The following is an 18,676-nucleotide window of genomic DNA, read 5'->3' on the forward strand; positions in this document are numbered from 1 at the left end:
TACTCCATTTCTTTGCTAAAACAGGGATTTATTTATCATTTACTTTACTATTTTACTATTTCGACAGCTTGTTTCCCTATCCTTTATTAAGGGGAAATGCGTGTTTATTAAATTGCGAATTTCATTTTTATGCGAAAAAGCAATATCATCAATTTAATAATGCTTAAAATAAAAATGGGCTATCTAAATCCTACTTAGACAGTCCATTTTTTTAAACGTCTTAAATTAAGGAACCCTAATTACATGGGCAAAAGGCCCTGCAATGATTCTGGAAAGTGCAAGCACTTTAATACTAGAACACAGTCAACGCTGCCACTGACCTACGAGAGAGAATTCTGTTTCATTCCGAAGAAGACCTTCTCAGGTGTGATCGGCAAATCCCGCACAAAAACCCCCGTGGCATTAAACACAGCATGAGCGATGGCCGGCGCCGCTGTATTGACCACAACTTCTCCAATGGATTTGGCACCAAAAGGACCGGAAGACTCAAAGCTGGGGGCAAATTCTACGGTGATTTTCCCTACGTCCTTACGACAGGGGATTTTATATTGCATAAAGGAATCCGTCTGTAATTTACCTCCCTCACTGTATTTCACATCTTCAAAAAGGGCCAGTCCGATACCTTGCACCAGGCCTCCTTCGGCCTGGACACGAGCCAGATTGGGATTAATCACTGTACCGCAATCGATCACCGCCACAAATTCTATCAAATCAACCTTCCCTGTTTCCACATCTACCTCAACTTCCGCAAAACCGGCGATAAAAGGTGGGGGGCTTGTTTTTCCGCCAAAGGAGCCTGTTGCAAACAACTGGTCCTTATCTCTGCCGTTCATCAGTTCCAAGACAAGATCATCAAGAGATATGCTTTTGTCATCATCCAAGGTCTTAACCTTCATCCCGTCAAACTCCACTTGATCTGCCGAGACATCCAGGAAATGTGCTCCCTTTTTCCGGATCTGCTCTTTTAACTTTTCAGCCGCCCTGATTACCGCATTCCCGGTGACATAGGTAGTGCTGGAGGCATAAGAGCCGGGATCATAGGGGGAGATATCCGTATCCACGCCATGAACGACAATTTTATCAACGGTTGTTTCTAAAACCTCCGCCGCCATTTGAGCTAAAATGGTATCAGATCCCGTCCCCATATCGGTAGAGCCGATCATCAAGGTGTAATAGCCATCTTCATTTAATTTGATCAAAGCCGAGGCCATATCAACACCGGCAATCCCTGAGCCTTGCATCGTTACCGCCATGCCTAAGCCTCTTACTTTATGGCCATTGATGCGCCGGAAAGGCGACTTAGCTTCCCAGCCGATGAGTTTTTTCCCTTGTTCCACACAGCGATCCAAGGTACAACTGGTTAAAGTTATGGGTTTTTCTTCCTCAGGACCGTCTAAAATGGGATTGGTTTCTCCTTCTTGAATCAGGTTCATTTCCCGCAATAAAGCGGCATCCATCCCCAGCTCTTGGGCCAATTCATTAACAGCCGACTCTACCGCGAAAGTTCCTTGAGGTGCACCATATCCCCGGAAGGCTCCGCCGGGCATTTTATTGGTATAGACAGCGGTACCCCGATACCTGACACCTTTGGCTTGATTATAGAGAGGCAGTGTTTTTAATCCTACCAGTTTAAAAACGGTCGGGGCATGTTCTCCGTATGCTCCCGTATCCGCCAGTGCTTCTAAGTCAATGGCCCTAATGATGCCGGAAGCCATGGCGCCGATTTTTACCTTGATGCGCATCGCCTGACGGCTATTGGAGCTGCTGAAAGTTTCCTGACGTTCATAAACAATTTTACATGGTTTTCCTGTTTTTATGGTAACGATGGCAGGATAAACATCAACAACAGATGTTTGTTTACCGCCGAAGCCGCCGCCGATTCTTGGTTTAACGACTCTTACCCGATTTTTGGGCAGTTCTAAAGCTCTCGCCAGCATTCTTTTTGCATGAAAGGGTACCTGGGTAGAGCTCACTACCACCAGCCGCCCCTGTTGATCCAAATAGGAAAAAGCCCGGTAGGTTTCCATCATACAATGAGCCTGGGCCTGAATAAAATAGGTTCTTTCCAATACAAGATCTGACTGGGCCAATTCTTCTTCCACATCTCCTGCACCCATGCGGCAAGTTGCCGCAATGTTTTTCTCCTGATCCAAGCCAATATCAAAATTGACATGAAGATCCTTTTCCGGATGTATCAGAGAGTCATGATCCACCGCTTGTTCAAAATCCAAAACCGGGTTTAAAACCTCATACTCCACTTTGATAACTTTCATAGCGGCTATAGCCGTCTTTTCATCCCGGGCGGCAATGATGGCCACCCCATCGCCCACAAAACGCACATACTCGTCTAAAATCAATCGATCACAGGGAGAAGGCTCCGGATAACTTTGACCTGCCGTGGTAAAACGAACCTTAGGTACATCCTGATAAGTCAGAACACATTCAACCCCCTCCATGTGCTGAGCCTCCCGGACATCTATGGATTTAATCCGGGCAAAGGCATGGGGGCTGCGTAAAATCTTAATAATTAAGGCGTGATCCATGGCTAAATCATCGGTATAGACAGGTTTCCCTGTGGCAATAGCCATACCGTCAATTTTAGGAATGGAATTACTTACCGCTTTCATGCTCATCCACCCCCAAATATTTTTTAATTGCCCGCAATTGGCTCTGATAGCCGCTACAGCGGCATAGATTGCCTTTTAAATAGTGATTGATCTCCTCTTCTCCCGGATCCTTTAATTCTTTTTTCATGGCCAGTACCGTCATAATAAACCCCGGACTGCAATAGCCGCATTGCTCCCCGCCTTCTTTGGTTAAAAATTCAGCAAATTTCCGTGCCTCCTCCTCCAACCCTTCTATGGTGGTCACATTTTTCCCCTCCACCCGGGGGGCGGGAACAGAGCAGGAAAGTACCGGTTTCTCCTCAACCCAAACAGTACATAAGCCACAAGAGCTGGTATCACAACCCCGGCGAATGCTGAGGAAACCATAACGTCTTAAAGCTTCAGATAAAAATTCTTCCGGGCTGACCTCCATGTGCACATTTTTACCGTTGATTTTAACATCTATTTCCATGCTAAAACCTCCTGAACTGCCCTTTTAATTAACACGGGGCAAATTCCCTGACGATATTCTTTACTGCCCCTGATATTACTGCCGAAGGTCATTTCCCCAACTGCCATTTGAGTTGCTTGGTCAATCCTTTCCGGTGTCAAACTACCTTCCCCCAGGAAAGCAGAAGCGCCCCCGGCAATTTCACACCGCCCGGGCCGGGCGCCAACCACAATACGCCAATCATTTTCCAGCCTGGATACGGCTGCATTTAAAATGGCATAATCCCCCTGGGAATTGCGCAGCATCTGAAAGGAGGCTTGACGCTCCGATTTCTGAATAATCAGTTTCACCAGAATATCACGCCCTCCGACACCCTTTTGCAAAAATTGCCTTAAGGGCATGAGCCCCCCTTGATATAGCTCCACATCCACATCCAGGGTGAGTAAAGCTGTATTCAAGTCGGAAAAGCCAAAACGGGCAAAAACATTTGCCCCCACGGTGGCTAAATTTCTCAGCTGCACGCCGACGATATGACGGACGGATTTATTTAAAATACCGTTAAAATACCTGTTTAAGAGAGGACTATTCTCCACTTCCCGCAGGGTTGTCCCAGCACCGATTACAATGGTATCCTCGGTTTCCATGATATACTTTAACCCTAACCTGGAAATATCCACCGCCGTATCAATGGTTTTCCCCCCCAACCTCAGGTAGGTACTCCCTCCAATAATGGTATTGCTGGGATGGTTGTGGAGCAGCTGATGGGCTTCCTCCAAAGTCCGGGGAAAAAGATATTGCCGCACTGAATACATCATGATTCCCCCCTAAAAATCTATTAGATTTCATTCCCTCACATCTATGATTAACTCTCTTTTTCCTGTATCATTTGTTTCAGCCATTTAATTTCCTGATTGATTTTGCGCTGGCGCAAGCCCAGGCTGACGGTATAGGCAAAAAGCACCAGCCAAGTGGCTCCGTAAGCCCAAAACAGATATTCCATCCTGCAACCTCCCTATCAATGAAATCAGCTAATTCAGTCTTTCTCTCATTTTTCGTTTTAGCTCCCTTAGATCATCCCTGGCTTGGAAAAGTGCTGCTGCTTTGGTCAGGTAATAAAAATAGAAAAGGGTAAAAGCTGCCACACTGACCATAAGGGTGATAAACATTTCCGGTGCCAAATTCATGCCCCCCTGATCAAAAACCATGGGATGAGAAACATTCCACCATTTCACGGAAAAAAACACAATGGGTACATCAATAAAGCCGATAATACCAAAAACAGCAGATAATCTGGCTTTTTTCTCCTCTTCAGTGGAAGAGGCCCGAATCAAAATATAGGCCACATAAATAAACCAAAGAATCAGACTGGTGGTCAGCCTTGGTTCCCAGGTCCACCAGGCATTCCAGGAACTTTTTGCCCAAATGGGACCGGTAATTAAAACTACGGTGGTAAAAACCGTGCCAATCTCTGCAGAAGCGGCCGCAATGCGATCCCATTTGCTGTTACGACTTTTTAAATATAGAATGCTGAACAGAAACACGACGAAAAAAGCAAAGAAAGCCACCCAGGCCGTCCCCACATGAAAATAGAAAATCTTTTGCACCGCGCCCAACGTCTTTTCCTCCGGTACCCAGATAAAAATCAAAAATAAATCCACCATCATGACGATAAAGGTCGTCAGTCCCAAAACTGCCGAAAGCCTTTCCTTGAACCCAACATGTGCCATATCCTTAAACCTCCAAAACAAAATCAATCAATACCAGGGATACTGTGAAAAATATGACATCAAAAACAAGCATCAAACGAATCCAGGACCAGTAGGCAGCCACCCAAACAGGATCTGCCCAGGAACCGGCTAAAACTATCCCCGTTCCTTTGACCCCTGCCAAAAACAAAGGGATCAAAATCGGGAAAAGTATGATGGGCAGAAGCAGCTCATTGCTTTTGGTATTAGCCGCCAAAGCCCCTAAAAAAACCCCTACCCCGGAGAATCCTAAAGTCCCCAGTAAAAGTACCAGCAGCAAATTCAAAAATGGCCCCTGAATCTGCACATTAAAAAACACCACAATTAAAGGCAAGGCAACCAACTCCACCAGTAAGAGAAAAAGGAAATGTGTTGCCGTCTTCCCCAAATAAATCATACTTTTACTGATAGGGGCCAAAATTAAGCCCATTAAACAATCATTCTCCTTTTCCGGTAAAAAGGAATGATTTAAACCCAGCATGCCTGCAAAAATAATGGTGACCCAAATTATCCCGGGGATCATTTCCGAAGGCATTTTTTGCCCCGGAAGGACGAAGGAAAAAGCGAAAATTACGATGACCATCAGGGCAAAAAGCACCATGGCTCCTGTTACCTCCCGGGAACGGATTTCAATAGATAAATCCTTCCAGATCATCCACAGTACCTTTCTCATTGGCCTCACTCCATTCCTACCTGCTGAAGATAAATTCCTTTTAACTCCTTTGCCCCCCGTGAGATGATTGGATCATCAAAAATCTTCTGCCCCTTTTTCATAATTAAAAGCCGGTTGACCAACTCCATGCCCTGTTCAAAGTTATGGGTTACCATTAAAATTGTTTTCCCCCGGCGGTGCATTTCTCCCAGGACTTGATCCAGGATGACCGTCCCCTTTTGATCCAGACCGGTAAAAGGTTCATCCAAAAACAAAAGGGCCGGATCATGGAGTACAGCCCGGGCAATGGCTAAGCGCTGCACCATGCCTCGGGAAAAGGTATAAACAGGTTCGTGGGAAAAATAAGATAATCCAACCTGATCCAGCAACGCTTCAATCCGCTCCGGCAGTCCAGACACTTGAAAGAGCTTGCCATAGAATTTCAAATTCTCATAGGCGGTAAGCCGGTCGTACAGAAAGGAGCGATGGGCAAGGAATCCTATTTGTCCCTTACTTGCCACCTTGCCTGTGGTGGGCTTTTGAATACGGGATAAAACCTTGAGTAAAGTTGACTTTCCCGCTCCGTTAGGGCCTAATAAAACAGCAAATTCCCCCGGGGACAAGGTCAGATTAACATCCTGCAAGATCCTTTTTCCCCCTAATGTCAGAGATATATTTTCTCCCTGAATCATGGGATCAACCTCTTATCCGGCAGCCTTTTTGACGGCAAAAGCACGAGAAGGGTGCCTAAAATCAGTACATATCCACCGATCCACAGCCAATTCATCAAGGGATTCACATGGACTTCCAAGGTCGCTTCCGACCCTTGATCACCCCATCCTGCCAATACGATATAGAGATCTTCGACGGGACCTCCCAAAATCACGATTTCCGTCCGGGGACTCTCCCAACCGGGATAAAAAATCTTTTCCGGCGTTAAGGTGCCTACAGATTTTCCATTGCGTGCTACCAATAAATCGGTATAGATGACGGCGTTAGCACCATCCTCCCGACTTTTAACCCCTTGAAAAGTAATATCATAATCATTAACTTTTCCCACAGAAAAGGTTTCTCCCACGGATACGGTTTCAATGGTCTCCACAGTATAAAAGGCATTCCCGATAACCCCTAAGGCAAAAAGCGTTACCCCCAGATGTGCCAGATGGCCCCCGATGCCCCGGCGCACCCCTGCCCTTCCATTGTTTTTGCTCCAGTTGCCAATATCTTGAACGATGGCCCTCAAAGTGTTAATTAATACAAAGGTGATCACTGAGAAACCGATTAGGCTCCAGGCATGGTGCATACCCTGCAGAAAAAGAATCACGCACAGAATTAAAGATCCTGCCAGGGGAAGAAAATAGATGCGTAAAAGCTGAAGAGGTTCAGTTTTCTTCCATGGGATTAAGGTGCAAAGACCAATTAAAAGGATGATCGCCAACAGCACCGGTCCGGTAGAAGCGTTAAACCATTCCTGACCTACTGCCCTCTCCACACCTGTGAGCATACCGCTGAAAATCGGTAAATTGGTGCCGAAAAAGATAATAACAGCACAGCATATGAATAAAATATTGTTTAACAGAAAGCTTGTCTCCTTAGAAAAGAAAGCAATAATTTCCTGTTCCCCTTTCAGCAGATTTCGTCTGGTAAACAATAAATATAAGGCCCAAAAGAGCATGGCAAACATAAAAAAACCAAACCAGTAGTTCAAATTGGACTTGGGAAAAGCATGGACAGAAGCAAGGATCCCGCTTCGCACCAGGAAGGTCCCATACAATGTCAAGACATAGGTGATGATCACCAGCACCTGATTCCAGACCTTAAACATACCCTTCCGTTCTTGTATCATCAAGGAATGGAGGAAGGCGGTACCGGTCAGCCAGGGAAGAAAAGAGGCATTTTCCACCGGATCCCAAGCCCAATATCCTCCCCAGCCTAATTCAATATACGCCCATTGGGCACCTAAGAGGTTTCCGATGCTTAAAAACAACCAACTGAGCACAGCCCATTGACGGGAATAAACCAGCCATTGATGGTCCTTCCTTTTATGGACCAGTGAAGCCATGGCAAAGGCAAAGGGAACAACCCAGCCCACATAACCCAGATAAACCGCTACCGGATGAATGACCATCCAGGGAGTTCTCAGCATGGGATTTAATCCCCGCCCCTCTTCCACTCCGGGAGGCAGCCCCTCAAAAGGATTGGCAAACAAAATCATGGAAACAAGAAAAAAGATGATATTAACCAAAATAACACTGGAGACGACAGCAAAGAAGTTCTGATCCCGATGATGGTGGGAAAAAGTGACCAGAACTCCAGCAACCACCAACATTTGGGCCCATAATAGGAGAGACCCTGCATTTCCTGCCCAAAAAGCTGAAATCTTATAAGCTAAAGGTAATTGGGTAGAAGAATAATCGTGAACATATTTGAGACTAAAATCATTGGTCAACAGAGCATAAAGCATAATCAGTGAAGATGCGGTGACAAAAGCCCCCGTAACGGCCATCCCTAACTGGGCTTTTGAAAGCAGCCCTTCCCGTTTTTCTTTCAAGCCTGCCAGATTCAAATACAGGGTATAAAGACCGGCTAATAGTGCTAAAATTAACAAACCATAGCCAAAAGTAGCTGTAATCAATTCTAAACCTCCCGCGGATTCCTATTTTTACAGTCATATTTTTCTGTTTGTCTGTTTTATTCCAATTCGGCTTCATATTTTGAGGGACACTTGGTAACCATTTCCTCAGCACGGAACACTCCATCCTCGGAATAATAACCCCCAACCAGTACCTCCGTAGCATTTTGAAAATTATCAGGAATTGGCTTATTATACAGCACAGGCATCGTCTGTTCCGAATCCTTCAAACCGGTAACCACAAATGTTAATTCTACCCGGGAGGCATCCCAATCTACAGAATCCCCCAATACCCGTCCTTCCGTCTGCACATAGGTTTCCTGATATTCCTCCCTGGATTTAATCAGTTCCTCCAAAGAAACATGGACTTTGACATTACTAAAACCTGACATGATCAGATAAAAGACTGCTCCAATCACAATAACCGAACTGATAAGAATCTTTTTTTTCACTGTCATAGCTGCTCCTCTTTCTTTCGTTCCGTCTTTTAGTATGCTTATATCTTTTGCTATGCTTATATTTGAAATTATACCTTATTTTCACCTTAAAGCAAAACTGAAAGTTCAGGAATGTAAAACAAAAAAGACAAACCAATCAAGGGTCTGTCTTTTAAATCTTTCTGGGTTTGATGAATTTTTTTGTCTGCTCTGCGCTTTCCGGATCTGGTTTTTTAATGCGAAAGACCTGCACCTTTCTGGCCGGCTGGGCAACAAAGGAATGAGCAAGCTGATCTGTTTCTCCTTGTTTCTCCATGATTTTATAATACAGTCCCGTAAAAAAAGCAACAGCTATTCCATAAATAAAGTGGGCTCCCAACGTGACGAGAAGACCTGACGGTTCCTGAGGTATTTTATTTTCTACAGACTGACCCAGCAGGGTACCAAATAATGTAACCCAAAGAAGGAGACCCATTCCAGAGCCTCTTAACCATAAATTCCCCTTCCCAAAAAATTCCAGGGCATAAAGAAAGATGATACCAATGGAAGCAGTCATCACGATGTCTGCTATCCCACCAACTAAATATGCATAGGGAGTAAATAAATCTTCCTTGGCCAAAAATCGGGAAGCCACAATCTGCCAAAAAACCACATCAGTCCATCCCAAAAAATAGCCCAGGTAGTTAAAGGTTAACTTAACCCCATTGGCAAAAATTCCAATCAGCGCACCTGCCAGGATCTTGTCTGATAAAATGTTCATCTGCTCACCTTTTCGCTATTTTATTAGGTTTAGTTTACCAAAAGAATGATACTTTTATCCTCATTTCCCCGGCATATTAATTAGCCATAAATAGGTACAAGTCATCACCTCACATTCAATTCTTTTTTACATATCATAAAAGGGACATCAGTATTGGAAGGAGGTGTACTATGGCTCCGCCAGAAATATCCATCATCATCCCCTGTCGTAACGAAGGAAAAAACATTACTCATACAATTAAATCCATGATTAGCAATGAGACCTTTTTGGCATTTGAAATCATTGTTGTTGATGATGGCTCCACAGATCACTGTTGTCGAACCCTGATATCCGATTTTCCAAATCAAAAAATCACCTTGCTCAATTCTCACGGAAAAGGTGCCTGTTATGCCCGGAACATAGGTGCCCTGCATGCCCGGGGAAAATATCTACTTTTTTGTGATGCACATATCTTTGTCCAGCCTTATTGGTTGGAAGAGCTTTTAGTTTGTTTTGATGAACCGGGAATCGGTATTGTTGCTCCCGGTATTTCATCCTATCATAATTCTGATGCGGTAGGCTTTGGCTTTACCTTAACCGATTCCTTCGGCGTGGAATGGCTTCCTGCTCCAATACAGACGGCCCCGGCTTTAATCGCTCCCGGTGCCTGTGCCATGATCCCGCAAAAAGTTTTCCGTGAAGCAGGGGGATTTGACCAGGGTTTACGGGTATGGGGACATGAGGATGTGGAGCTGTCTTTAAGATACTGGCTCTTGGGGTACCAAGTTCTCGTTACTCCGGAGGTTACCATCCAGCATATCTTCCGCGAAAAACATCCCTATGCTATTGCCATGGAAAATATTTATTACAATTACTTGCGCATTGCTCTCTGCCATCTTAATCCCCAGCGTATTAAAAAACTTCTTCAACTAATAATAACTTTTCCTCAAGCCGAAGAAATTTTTGCAGACATTATGCTTAGTGATGCCTGGCTCCAGCGGCAAAATAATTTTTCCAAGCGTCTATTTGATGATGATTGGCTATTTCACAAGTTTTCTGTCTCTTTTTAGGCTTTAGGCCTATAATACAAGGAGGTTAAACCATGAAAATATATTTTTTTAAACCCGGTGATACCCTATATAATATTGCTCAACGTTTCCATACCACGGTAGAAGAGCTGCTAACCATCAATAAAAACCTGGATCTGGATCGGATTTTTACTTACCAGCCCATCATGGTCCCCCAATACGCTACAGCTCGTAAAACAGCACCTACCGAATTCATCCGAACCCACGATAATCCCTCGCTGCCCCAACCTGAATTTGGTTCTTCCGAAGAATTAGATGCGGAAAACGCCCGCAGCCCCATACGAACCTATGTTGTACAGCCTGGTGATACTCTTTACACCATCGCTCAACGCTTCGGCACCACAGTGAACGCTATTGTAACTATGAATAACATCCAGAATCCGGATATGATCGCCCCTGGTCTACGTCTCTTCATTTTTACGCCGGGTCCTACTCCGTCACCCACACCTGCACCTACACCTACGCCGACCCCTCGTCCGCCCAGAACTTATATTGTGCAGCCCGGAGATACCCTCTATGCCATTGCGCTCCGTTTCGGCACCACCGTAGATGCCATTGTGAACCTGAATAACATTGAAGACCCGGATATGATCGCTCCCGGTCAACGTTTACGGATTCCGCAACCAACGCCCACTCCGTCGCCAACACCTACACCTACTCCGACCCCTCGTCCGCCTAGAACTTATATCGTGCGATCCGGAGATACCCTCTATGCTATTGCGCTTCGTTTCGGCACCACTGTGGATGCTATTGTAGATCTGAATAACATTGAAGACCCGGATATGATTGCCCCCGGTCAAAGCTTATTGATCCCCCGGTAAACAATATTACGATGAGCAATAATAACTGATAACAAAAGATATGCACCTGATAAATGGGCTGTAAACCATGGATATCATAGTTTACAGCCTTTTATTGTCAATCAATTACTACACCTTATCTGTTGCCAATAACCCTATTAATGGGTATAGTGAACTTAAGCATTTCTTGCTATAATATTAAGGATATCCAGTATTCCCTAATATAAATGAAACGGTGATGAAATCAGGAGGACAATTCAGCCATGGAACATCAGGAACAAAAATTGAAAAAGCTGCTGCAGGCTGTGCAAAATAATGAAATGAGTATTGAAGAAGGATTAGAAGAATTAAGAGATCTGCCTTTTAAGGATCTGGGTTTTGCAAAAATCGATCAGCATCGTGAGCTGCGTCAAAATCATCCGGAAACCATCTTCTGCCAGGGGAAAACCCCGGAACAAATTCAGGACATTATGGCTTATCTGGCACAGCATCACATGAATCTCCTGGGAACCCGAGCCGACGAAAAAGCCTTTCGAGCGATTAAAGAAGTCTGCCCCAATGCAGAATATCATCCCCTCTCCCGCATGGTGGTAGTCAATCGCAATCCCGTCAAGAAAAATAAAGGGTTGATTTTAGTAGTGAGTGCCGGAACCGCCGATCTGCCGGTGGCAGAAGAAGCGGCTCTTACAGCAGAGGTTATGGGGAATCGGGTGGAATGCCTCTATGATGTGGGAGTGGCGGGCATTCACCGGCTCCTGGCCCATAATGATAAGCTGCGGCAAGCCAATGTCTTGATTACCGTGGCCGGGATGGAAGGGGCTTTGGCCAGCGTCGTAGGGGGTCTCGTCTCCCGCCCGGTGATTGCCGTACCTACCAGTATTGGTTACGGCGCTAATTTTCAAGGTCTTTCCGCCCTTTTATCCATGTTAAACAGCTGTGCCGCCGGTGTTGGGGTGGTCAATATTGATAATGGTTTTGGCGCAGGCAGGCTGGCTGCCATCATAAACGAAGATCCGAGGTGAAAGGAACATGAAAACAGCCTATTTTGATTGCTTTTCCGGCATCAGCGGCAATATGATCATTGGCGCTTTTCTATCCGCCGGTATGCCATTGGATTATCTGAAATGTGAACTGGCTAAGCTGCCATTGGACAATGAATACCAACTAATTACAAAAAACGTCACCAAACAGGGTATTGGCGCCTGTTATTTTGACGTTAAACCCTGCCATGATCAGGATCATCAACCTCATTCTCGTCATCTTCACCATATCCGTGAATTGATAGAACAAAGTTCCTTAGCCGGCAGGGTAAAGAAGCTGTCTCTGGAGATCTTTCAGCGTTTGGGGGATGCAGAAGCAACGGTGCATCGCTGTTCCCTGGATGAGGTTCATTTTCATGAGGTGGGCGGTGTGGATGCTATCATCGATATAGTGGGGGCAGCTATCTGCTATCATTACCTGGGCATTGAAAGAGTCTCAGCCTCTCCTCTCCATGTCGGCCATGGTATGGTCAAATGCGCCCATGGCATGATGCCTGTGCCGGCTCCGGCCACAGCCCAATTGTTAAAAGGCATCCCCATTTACAGTACGGAGGTTAAGGGGGAACTGGTCACCCCCACGGGAGCTGCAATCCTTACAACCCTGACCGATGAATTTGGCCCCCTACCCCCCTTGACACCGGAGATCATCGGATATGGAGCCGGTACCTGGGAGCTGCCGATCCCCAATGTACTGCGTCTGTATCTGGGGGAAATGAAGCCCCCATCACCGGCTCAGGAGACGGCGGCTATTCTGGAAGCAACCATTGATGATATGAATCCTGAATTTTATCCCTTTCTCATGGAAAAACTCTTTCAGGCGGGAGCTGCCGACGTTTTTCTTACCCCTATTCAAATGAAAAAAAATCGGCCGGGTATCTTAGTCACCATTACCAGCCGTCTGGCCAACCACCAGCCCCTCTTGGATGTCCTCTTTGCCGAATCTACAACCATTGGTATCAGAACACATCCTGTAGCAAGATATACGCTGGATCGTGCCTTACACACTGTAGAAACAAGTTTAGGATCTGTTCGGATAAAAATAGGAAAAGCCGGTGCCGGAATTTTAAATATTAGCCCCGAGTACGAGGACTGCCGTCTACTGGCAGAGAAAACCGGCATCCCATTAAAGGATATTTACCTGGAAGCACAAGCCAAAGGATATCAGCTCCTGAAGAAAAATCAGAAGAAATAGAGTTTTAATAAAGCGGGAAGATTATTCAACGCACGTTAGTCTGCGAGAAAGGACGGGATACTATGGAAATCGATCCTGAAAAAATAGCCCAACTAGAGGATTATTTAAACAAATTGGGTAAAGTAGTCGTTGCTTTTTCCGGTGGAGTAGACAGTACCTTTTTGGCTGCCGTTGCCTACCGGGCACTTGGGGAAAATGCCCTTGCGGTTACAGCTGACTCCCCCACCTTTTCCCAACGGGAAAAGCAAGATGCCTGCTTAATGGCCGCTCAAATCGGGATCAGGCACCAATTTATCGTAACCGACGAATTAAACAATAGCAAATTTTCCGCCGGTCCCCCTGATCGCTGCTATTATTGTAAAAAAGATCGATTTCTTAAGCTGCGCTCCTGGGCAGAAGAACAAGGATATAACTGGGTCATTGAAGGTAGTAATGCTGATGATCTAAGGGATTATCGTCCCGGCATGAAAGGTCTGGCGGAAGTGGCGGGAGTGAAAAGCCCTCTTCTGGAAATTGGCTTTTCCAAAGAGGAAATTCGGGCAGGGGCTAAAAATTGGGGATTACCGGTCTGGGATAAACCGGCGGCGGCCTGTCTGGCTTCCCGCCTAGCTTATGGACTACCCATCACGGCAGAAAATCTACAACAGGTTGAACTGGCGGAAGAGATTATCCGCCAATTTTCCCCCGGGCAAGTCCGGGTGCGTCATCATGGCAATTTAGCACGGATCGAGGTGGAAACCTCCTCTGTTCCTCTTCTTTTAGAGCCGACCAGGATGGCTCACATTGCGGAGAAATTAAAAAACCTGGGCTTCACTTATGTGACCCTGGATCTCACCGGATATCAAATGGGCAGCATGAATCAGACCTTGTCAGATACCAAAGAATTAGAATAAAGTTATCTCAAAAATCATTTACTCTTTTCTTGTTGACCCCTTATAGGAAATGGAATCATCCTGGATTTGAAAAAGATCAGTGGTTCCAGCATCCGGCTGTTTTATCTCAAGCTGCCAATAATCTTCATGCTCCGTCAAATAAAAATAAACACCCTCCTGGTCATAACAAAAGCTAAAATTCTCCAGATTTAGGTCAAGACATTTTTGGACTAATTGAAACAGGATATACCTGGTGCTTCCGTCTATCCGATAATTTGGATACATCATAATCCTTATAGTTCCTCCTTCACACGCTTTAAAGAAGATTTATTTCTTCTTCATCATATCCTAATTCGATTTTATTTACCAGAAAAAAAGGGGCCTAAGGTAACTCTCTGATCACAACCTCGCAGACGGTCAGCAGGGTCTCCCGTACCGTAAACCTGATGTCAAATTTCCCGAAGTCAAGGCCATACACCCGCTCCGGATTGTTCTGGTAGGATGGCCTGGGATCCTGGGCTAGTACACCCAGGAGTGCTTCCCGCAGTTCATCGGGAATGATATGCAGCCATTGATCAGGAAATTCCACCTCCAACTTAGCATCTTCCAACTCATCAGCGAATCCCCCCACTGCCTCCGGATGACTATCCGTATAAGGAAGATAAGGTTTGATGTCATAAATTGGAGTGTTGTCCATTAAATCGGCACCTGAAACATGCAGAACCGGGCCCAGGTCGGGAAGAAGTTCAATACCGTCAAGCTTGACAGCGGAAAGTCCGATGGGATTGGGACGGAACGGAGAACGGGTGGCGAAAACGCCTGTACGTTTGTTGCCTCCAAGTCGCGGCGGACGCACCGTAGGCGACCAAGTGTCCCGCACCGTTTCAGAAAACGCCCAGATAAGCCAGATATGAGAGAACCCTTCCAATCCCTTTAGTGCGTCAGGATTGCGATATGCCGGTTCAAACACGACCATCCCTTTCAGGGCATCTACAAGACCGCTTTGCCGGGGAATCCCGAACTTGGTGGGGAAATCTGTATGAATCCGGGCGATTATTTCCATGAATGAAACCTCCTGATAAATACCGCTTAATTTTCCGATTAGGATATCTTATATGATACTTTTAATTTTTGACAATTGTCAACTATCTTATGCTTTGCCATCTAAAGCGAAGTCATGTTATGATTAAGTATCAAATAAGATTATTCCAATTATGAAGTTATGAAGTTATGAAGTTATGAAGTTATGAGGTTATGAAGTTATGAAGTTATGAGGTTAGATATGATTAAATTTGAAAGAAATATAGAACAGGATCTAGCCATGAAAAATCTTCTCATCTCCATGGTGGATATGAGTGACTATCTATCGGCCGTTCTGAATTATACGGGGAAGATTCTTACACCGAGGCAGGAAAAGGAACTAATTAAAATTCTAAAAAAATATCGGATACCTCACGAAGGCCTGAAATACGATGTGAAAATTCTATCCGAGAATCCTTATTTTAGAGATATCCACCTTGAAGAGGTGAGTTCCCCTACCGTGAAATATGATAAAGCCACCATCAAAAAAAGAACCCTAATCAACATGAACTTCCACCAGCCCTTGGGAAAATACCTATTCCACCACCATCCCATGGGCTATTTTGAAAGCGACATTGATTTACCGGTTTTGATGGAAGGAGATAAAGTATGGATGTCCCCTTCCGTTAGTGAAATTGAGAGCATGAAGCCGGGTATCAAGAGAGGCCATGGGAAATGTCTAACTTTTGGCCTCGGCATCGGAGTTCTTCCCTATCTTTGGCTGTTGAAGGATGAAGTGGAGGATGTCACCGTCGTTGAGTTCAATCAGGATGTCATCGATTTGTTTGAAATCTATATCAGACCCCAGTTTAAGACTAACAAGAATCTGAAAATTATTCATGGCAATGCCTTCGACTACTATAATGAAGAGTTCCTGAACCGGTTTGACTATGTCTATGTGGACTTCTGGGAGTCTAACGAAGATGGTTTAGAATTATACACAAGGCTAATGGAAAAGAAGATCACTCTCACCCATATCGACTACTGGGTGGAGGATTCTATTCTCAGCGATTTAAAATATCTCGTATCATCCTATCTGCACGCCGTATATGATGATAAAGGCATCACCGATTTCCTCTCCGCCACTGATGATGAAATGATGCCATATGCTAAAAAAATTAACAGATACTTTAAAAAAAGAACCGACTTGATCAGTACAGAAGATCAACTGCTGGGTTTCATACACGGGATAGATGTTTTGAGGGAGATCCTTGGGCAGTAAAAATTCAAACTCGCCATCATTGGCGAGTTTTTAAACCGGACAAAACATGATCTGACAGGAGAAGGAGCACCCCATGAATCTTCTTGAAACGGCTAAGGAACTGCCCCAAAACCCCGGTGTCTATATGATGAGGGATGCAATAGGAAATATCATTTATGTGGGGAAGGCAAAAAATTTAAAGCATAGGGTTTCCCAATACTTTCACAACCAAAAAGACAGGGCACCAAAAGTTGCGGAGATGATCGGGCACATTGATGCCTTTAACTATTTGGTTACCGATACGGAATTGGACGCCTTAATCGATGAATGCCGTCTGATCAAGGAATTGCAACCGAGATATAACCGATTGATGAAAAATCCACAGAAATATATCTATCTAAAAATACCCGCTGAAAAATTCCCCAAGGTAACGAGGGTACATCAGAAAACCGACGACGGATCAGTATATCTCGGGCCTTTTACCAGTCAGCACCGGGTGGATATGGCGATCCAATACTTAAATGAATTCTACCCGATCAGAAAATGCACCGGCCCCGGATTAGTAAAAAGAAATCATGGTTGTCTCTATTATCAATTGGGTTCTTGTTTGGGAGTATGTACCGGACAAGTAGAAGCCGATGAATACCGGATACACATGGAAAAAATAATCCGGCTGTTAAAGGGAAATGATAAAGATGCCGTCTCGGAGCTTCTGCAAAAACTGAATACAGCAGCAGAGGATTTGAAATTTGAAAAGGCCTCTCGTTACAGGGATTATTACTTTGGCTTGAAGCATATATTTGCCAAACAGCAATTAGCTCAATCCTCAAGCAAAAACAAGACCATCTTAGCGGTTGACTTGATTGATCAGAAGCATTATAAAATATTCCTGATTAAAGGTAATAAACTTCTTGATAGAAAAATGGTAAATACTGCATCAGCAAATCATGTGGATCAAAGTGAATTAATCCAGAGTCTCAAAGATATTTTGACAGATCAGCTTGTGTCAGTTAAAAGTAGCAGCTCCGGATTGACTCAGCAGGATCTTGATGAAGCGCAAATTATTAACTCTTACCTGAAAAAGCATATAAATAATATCCTTAGTTTTTGGATCCCTTCCAGCCATTTAAAGGATGCATCCGGAATTGATGCGACAGTTAAGAAAATTGTCAGCCGCATTACCCCATTAAGTAAATAAACCCATAATTCTTTATTCAAGACTCCCACTTCTATAAGTGGGAGTTCCTATTTTTACTTCAGGTGGGGTAGATGGTACCAATAATCAAGACATTGTATATAGTTTAAATATTCCAACAAATATTCTAAACAGAATACCATAGGTTCTAAACAAAGTACAATAAAGCAATACAAAAATATTGCTATTATTAATCACAAGACAAGACATCTAACTTTGAAAGAAAGGAGGGGCAAAGACCTTTTTTTGCAGTGTAACATTATTTAAATTAAGGGGGGGTTATTGTGTCAGATAAAATATTTGAGGATTTAAAAAATGCTGTAATAGATTTAAATCCGGATGCGGCTATTGTTGCCGCCAAAGCAGCTATGGCAGCTAATATAAATCCGGTGGACGGGATCGATAAGGGACTGTCGGAAGGTATGAGTGTGATTGTAGAGCGTTTTGATGAAGGGGAACTGTTCATGCCCCAGATCTTGATTGCTGCTCAAGCATTCCAAAATGCCTGTGAAATATTACAGAGCGGAATTTCCAAAGAAGATATTGCCAAAATGAGCAATGGCAAGGTATTGTTCTTTTCAGTTGCCGGTGATATTCACGATATCGGCAAAAATATTGTCAAGACCATGCTGATGGCCAATAATTTTGAAGTAAAAGATTTGGGCCGTGATGTGGGATCTGACACCGTCATTGACGCTGCCATTGAGTGGGGCGCAGATGTTGTGGCAGGCTCTGCCCTTATGACCACAACCATGCCTGCCCAGCGTGATGTAATCAATGGCCTGATTGAACGCGGAGTGCGCGACAAGTTTAAGGTCATGTTCGGCGGCGCCCCTGTAACAGAGGCATGGTGTAAAGAAATTGGTGCAGATGCTTATGGTGACAATGCTGCCGATGCTGTTAGAATAGCTAAAGAATTAGTGAAATAAAAAGGAAGGTGTTGAGA

The 18,676-nt window shown here is 44.5% G+C and carries 20 protein-coding genes; 8 read left to right on the forward strand and 12 right to left on the reverse strand.

The genetic code is table 11. The features are described from left to right. Positions 1 to 320 precede the first annotated feature (320 nt). From CEQ75_RS01560 to CEQ75_RS01605, 10 genes are all read right to left on the reverse strand, one after another. Entirely contained in the window at positions 321 to 2,627 is a 2,307-nt protein-coding gene (locus tag CEQ75_RS01560; protein ID WP_089608778.1) for a xanthine dehydrogenase family protein molybdopterin-binding subunit, read from the reverse strand. Further along, complete coding sequence (locus CEQ75_RS01565) at positions 2,611 to 3,078, reverse strand: (2Fe-2S)-binding protein (RefSeq protein WP_089608779.1); 468 nt, start codon at positions 3,076 to 3,078, stop codon at positions 2,611 to 2,613. The genes CEQ75_RS01560 and CEQ75_RS01565 overlap by 17 nt, the downstream gene beginning before the upstream one ends. Continuing rightward, positions 3,069 to 3,872, reverse strand: coding sequence for an FAD binding domain-containing protein (locus CEQ75_RS01570; RefSeq protein WP_338031989.1), 804 nt, complete (start codon positions 3,870 to 3,872; stop codon positions 3,069 to 3,071). Before CEQ75_RS01570 ends, CEQ75_RS01565 begins: the two co-directional genes overlap by 10 nt. 47 nt (positions 3,873 to 3,919) lie before the next feature. After that, positions 3,920 to 4,057, reverse strand: a complete 138-nt coding sequence (locus tag CEQ75_RS01575) for a CcmD family protein (protein ID WP_089608781.1) — start codon at positions 4,055 to 4,057, stop codon at positions 3,920 to 3,922. A gap of 28 nt (positions 4,058 to 4,085) precedes the next feature. Continuing rightward, positions 4,086 to 4,784 carry a cytochrome c biogenesis protein gene (locus tag CEQ75_RS01580; protein ID WP_089608782.1) on the reverse strand — a complete coding sequence of 233 codons (699 nt, stop codon included), beginning with the start codon at positions 4,782 to 4,784 and terminating at the stop codon, positions 4,086 to 4,088. Between the two features lie 4 nt (positions 4,785 to 4,788). Further along, positions 4,789 to 5,475 carry a heme exporter protein CcmB gene (locus tag CEQ75_RS01585; protein WP_089608783.1) on the reverse strand — a complete coding sequence of 229 codons (687 nt, stop codon included), beginning with the start codon at positions 5,473 to 5,475 and terminating at the stop codon, positions 4,789 to 4,791. Positions 5,476 to 5,480: 5 nt separating this feature from the next. After that, complete coding sequence (locus tag CEQ75_RS01590) at positions 5,481 to 6,146, reverse strand: ABC transporter ATP-binding protein (RefSeq protein WP_089608784.1); 666 nt, start codon at positions 6,144 to 6,146, stop codon at positions 5,481 to 5,483. After that, complete coding sequence (locus tag CEQ75_RS01595; protein ID WP_089608785.1) at positions 6,143 to 8,089, reverse strand: heme lyase CcmF/NrfE family subunit; 1,947 nt, start codon at positions 8,087 to 8,089, stop codon at positions 6,143 to 6,145. Before CEQ75_RS01595 ends, CEQ75_RS01590 begins: the two co-directional genes overlap by 4 nt. 56 nt (positions 8,090 to 8,145) lie before the next feature. Further along, positions 8,146 to 8,544 carry a cytochrome c maturation protein CcmE gene (locus CEQ75_RS01600; protein ID WP_089608786.1) on the reverse strand — a complete coding sequence of 133 codons (399 nt, stop codon included), beginning with the start codon at positions 8,542 to 8,544 and terminating at the stop codon, positions 8,146 to 8,148. Between the two features lie 151 nt (positions 8,545 to 8,695). Further along, positions 8,696 to 9,283 carry a hypothetical protein gene (locus CEQ75_RS01605; RefSeq protein ID WP_089608787.1) on the reverse strand — a complete coding sequence of 196 codons (588 nt, stop codon included), beginning with the start codon at positions 9,281 to 9,283 and terminating at the stop codon, positions 8,696 to 8,698. Between the two features lie 170 nt (positions 9,284 to 9,453). Between CEQ75_RS01605 and CEQ75_RS01610 the strand changes: the two genes are divergently transcribed. The 5 genes from CEQ75_RS01610 to larE all read left to right on the forward strand — a co-directional run bounded on the left by CEQ75_RS01610 (position 9,454) and on the right by larE (position 14,275). Then, a complete protein-coding gene (locus CEQ75_RS01610; protein ID WP_089608788.1) occupies positions 9,454 to 10,332 on the forward strand; it encodes a glycosyltransferase family 2 protein in 879 nt (292 codons plus the stop codon). Between the two features lie 32 nt (positions 10,333 to 10,364). Then, positions 10,365 to 11,171: a LysM peptidoglycan-binding domain-containing protein gene (locus CEQ75_RS01615; protein ID WP_089608789.1), complete on the forward strand. Its 807-nt coding sequence runs from the start codon at positions 10,365 to 10,367 to the stop codon at positions 11,169 to 11,171. A gap of 242 nt (positions 11,172 to 11,413) precedes the next feature. Further along, the gene (gene larB / locus CEQ75_RS01620) at positions 11,414 to 12,172 is read left to right on the forward strand and encodes a nickel pincer cofactor biosynthesis protein LarB (RefSeq protein ID WP_089608790.1); all 759 of its coding nucleotides are present in this window, start codon (positions 11,414 to 11,416) and stop codon (positions 12,170 to 12,172) included. 7 nt (positions 12,173 to 12,179) lie between these two features. Further along, the gene (gene larC / locus CEQ75_RS01625) at positions 12,180 to 13,382 is read left to right on the forward strand and encodes a nickel pincer cofactor biosynthesis protein LarC (protein WP_089608791.1); all 1,203 of its coding nucleotides are present in this window, start codon (positions 12,180 to 12,182) and stop codon (positions 13,380 to 13,382) included. 62 nt (positions 13,383 to 13,444) lie between these two features. Further along, positions 13,445 to 14,275, forward strand: a complete 831-nt coding sequence (larE, locus tag CEQ75_RS01630) for an ATP-dependent sacrificial sulfur transferase LarE (protein WP_089608792.1) — start codon at positions 13,445 to 13,447, stop codon at positions 14,273 to 14,275. An 18-nt stretch (positions 14,276 to 14,293) separates the two neighbouring features. Here the strand turns inward: larE and CEQ75_RS01635 are convergent, their stop codons facing one another. Beyond that, a complete protein-coding gene (locus tag CEQ75_RS01635) occupies positions 14,294 to 14,542 on the reverse strand; it encodes a hypothetical protein (protein WP_089608793.1) in 249 nt (82 codons plus the stop codon). A 94-nt stretch (positions 14,543 to 14,636) separates the two neighbouring features. Beyond that, entirely contained in the window at positions 14,637 to 15,317 is a 681-nt protein-coding gene (gene tsaA, locus CEQ75_RS01640; RefSeq protein WP_089608794.1) for a tRNA (N6-threonylcarbamoyladenosine(37)-N6)-methyltransferase TrmO, read from the reverse strand. Positions 15,318 to 15,536: 219 nt separating this feature from the next. Here tsaA and CEQ75_RS01645 point away from each other — a divergent pair, with 219 nt between their 5' ends. The 3 genes from CEQ75_RS01645 (at position 15,537) to CEQ75_RS01655 (ending at position 18,659) form a co-directional block, all read left to right on the forward strand. Then, the gene (locus CEQ75_RS01645; protein ID WP_089608795.1) at positions 15,537 to 16,556 is read left to right on the forward strand and encodes a polyamine aminopropyltransferase; all 1,020 of its coding nucleotides are present in this window, start codon (positions 15,537 to 15,539) and stop codon (positions 16,554 to 16,556) included. Between the two features lie 73 nt (positions 16,557 to 16,629). Beyond that, positions 16,630 to 17,733, forward strand: a complete 1,104-nt coding sequence (locus tag CEQ75_RS01650; RefSeq protein WP_089608796.1) for a GIY-YIG nuclease family protein — start codon at positions 16,630 to 16,632, stop codon at positions 17,731 to 17,733. A gap of 281 nt (positions 17,734 to 18,014) precedes the next feature. Beyond that, on the forward strand, positions 18,015 to 18,659 hold the full coding sequence (locus CEQ75_RS01655; protein WP_089608797.1) for a cobalamin B12-binding domain-containing protein: 645 nt from the start codon (positions 18,015 to 18,017) through the stop codon (positions 18,657 to 18,659). Positions 18,660 to 18,676: the final 17 nt, after the last annotated feature.

The organism is Dehalobacterium formicoaceticum, from assembly GCF_002224645.1.
In the GTDB taxonomy this organism is placed as follows: domain Bacteria; phylum Bacillota; class Dehalobacteriia; order Dehalobacteriales; family Dehalobacteriaceae; genus Dehalobacterium; species Dehalobacterium formicoaceticum.

What these genes read in the sequence shown, in the direction of transcription:
- CEQ75_RS01565 (WP_089608779.1), bottom strand. Translation starts at nt 3,078, where the DNA reads ATGGAAATAGATGTTAAAATCAACGGTAAAAATGTGCACATGGAGGTC.
- CEQ75_RS01590 (WP_089608784.1), bottom strand. Translation starts at nt 6,146, where the DNA reads ATGATTCAGGGAGAAAATATATCTCTGACATTAGGGGGAAAAAGGATC.
- CEQ75_RS01575 (WP_089608781.1), bottom strand. Translation starts at nt 4,057, where the DNA reads ATGGAATATCTGTTTTGGGCTTACGGAGCCACTTGGCTGGTGCTTTTT.
- larE (WP_089608792.1), top strand. Translation starts at nt 13,445, where the DNA reads ATGGAAATCGATCCTGAAAAAATAGCCCAACTAGAGGATTATTTAAAC.
- CEQ75_RS01580 (WP_089608782.1), bottom strand. Translation starts at nt 4,784, where the DNA reads ATGGCACATGTTGGGTTCAAGGAAAGGCTTTCGGCAGTTTTGGGACTG.
- CEQ75_RS01605 (WP_089608787.1), bottom strand. Translation starts at nt 9,283, where the DNA reads ATGAACATTTTATCAGACAAGATCCTGGCAGGTGCGCTGATTGGAATT.
- CEQ75_RS01650 (WP_089608796.1), top strand. Translation starts at nt 16,630, where the DNA reads ATGAATCTTCTTGAAACGGCTAAGGAACTGCCCCAAAACCCCGGTGTC.
- CEQ75_RS01600 (WP_089608786.1), bottom strand. Translation starts at nt 8,544, where the DNA reads ATGACAGTGAAAAAAAAGATTCTTATCAGTTCGGTTATTGTGATTGGA.
- CEQ75_RS01615 (WP_089608789.1), top strand. Translation starts at nt 10,365, where the DNA reads ATGAAAATATATTTTTTTAAACCCGGTGATACCCTATATAATATTGCT.
- larC (WP_089608791.1), top strand. Translation starts at nt 12,180, where the DNA reads ATGAAAACAGCCTATTTTGATTGCTTTTCCGGCATCAGCGGCAATATG.
- larB (WP_089608790.1), top strand. Translation starts at nt 11,414, where the DNA reads ATGGAACATCAGGAACAAAAATTGAAAAAGCTGCTGCAGGCTGTGCAA.
- CEQ75_RS01570 (WP_338031989.1), bottom strand. Translation starts at nt 3,872, where the DNA reads ATGATGTATTCAGTGCGGCAATATCTTTTTCCCCGGACTTTGGAGGAA.
- CEQ75_RS01560 (WP_089608778.1), bottom strand. Translation starts at nt 2,627, where the DNA reads ATGAAAGCGGTAAGTAATTCCATTCCTAAAATTGACGGTATGGCTATT.
- CEQ75_RS01645 (WP_089608795.1), top strand. Translation starts at nt 15,537, where the DNA reads ATGATTAAATTTGAAAGAAATATAGAACAGGATCTAGCCATGAAAAAT.
- CEQ75_RS01585 (WP_089608783.1), bottom strand. Translation starts at nt 5,475, where the DNA reads ATGAGAAAGGTACTGTGGATGATCTGGAAGGATTTATCTATTGAAATC.
- CEQ75_RS01635 (WP_089608793.1), bottom strand. Translation starts at nt 14,542, where the DNA reads ATGATGTATCCAAATTATCGGATAGACGGAAGCACCAGGTATATCCTG.
- tsaA (WP_089608794.1), bottom strand. Translation starts at nt 15,317, where the DNA reads ATGGAAATAATCGCCCGGATTCATACAGATTTCCCCACCAAGTTCGGG.
- CEQ75_RS01610 (WP_089608788.1), top strand. Translation starts at nt 9,454, where the DNA reads ATGGCTCCGCCAGAAATATCCATCATCATCCCCTGTCGTAACGAAGGA.